Source organism: Helicobacter saguini (assembly GCF_000762875.2).
Taxonomy (GTDB): Bacteria; Campylobacterota; Campylobacteria; order Campylobacterales; family Helicobacteraceae; genus Helicobacter_A; species Helicobacter_A saguini.
Genome location: NZ_JRMP02000056.1, coordinates 1 through 846 on the forward strand (window position 1 = coordinate 1; position 846 = coordinate 846).

Annotated in this window: 1 protein-coding gene; it reads right to left on the reverse strand. The window is 28.3% G+C overall.

What is annotated here, in order from left to right; genetic code table 11:
• Window positions 1-104 precede the first annotated feature (104 nt).
• Window positions 105-846: bacteriophage T4 gp5 trimerisation domain-containing protein (locus tag LS64_RS12145; protein ID WP_138127391.1), on the reverse strand; the 742-nt coding region annotated here is incomplete at its 5' end.

Sequence of the window (846 nt, forward strand, 5' to 3'; positions counted from 1 at the left end):
CTAATGTTATTTTAATATCACTTACAGGTGTTTTAGAATCTTTTAGTAACACATTCACTTGTAACATATTTGATAGATTATTTGGCATGTGTGTCCTTTGATTATTACTCAGATTTAATTTCTCCACCTTTGACTATGAGTCCATTAGAATCTATTATTACTTCAACTCCACCTGCTTTAATTATAACGCAATTACTTTTTGCCATTATTAAAGTATCTCCTACTTGATTAACTATTTCATTTTGTGCTTTATGTTCTATATTAGATTCTGCATTTACTTCTATGTTGTCTGCTAAAATAGTTTGATTAACATTGGCACTTAAAGATAATGACTGATTTGTTGAAATATGTATATTATTGTTAGATTGTATAATGCTTTCTCCTTGTGTACTTATATGTAAATCTTTATTTATTTGAATATCATTGTAACCCTTAATAATTTGTATGGCGTTATCATTAATTATTTCTGTTTTATAACGTTCTATATTATGTTCTAGCTTCCCTTGTATGCTGATATTTTTATCCCCACCTACATATTCACTAGAATTATTTGCTACTCTTAGTTTATTGTCTATCCCTACATTTAGAGTGTTGCTTCCTCCTACTATCGTATCTTTAGAAAGTGCAACATTTGTTAGATATTCTGCTCCTATTCGCACATCTTTTAATCCTAGTATTTCTTGTTTATGATATTTTGTGATAGATTCTATATAGCTTCCTTTTACTACAGAATCTTTATCTTGTTTGATTACTTGATTAAAGTTAGATTCTATGATTTCTTTATAGTCTTTTTGGGCGTGTAAGTATATTTGTTCGTTATTCTTTGTGTTGGTTAATGTTAGTTCG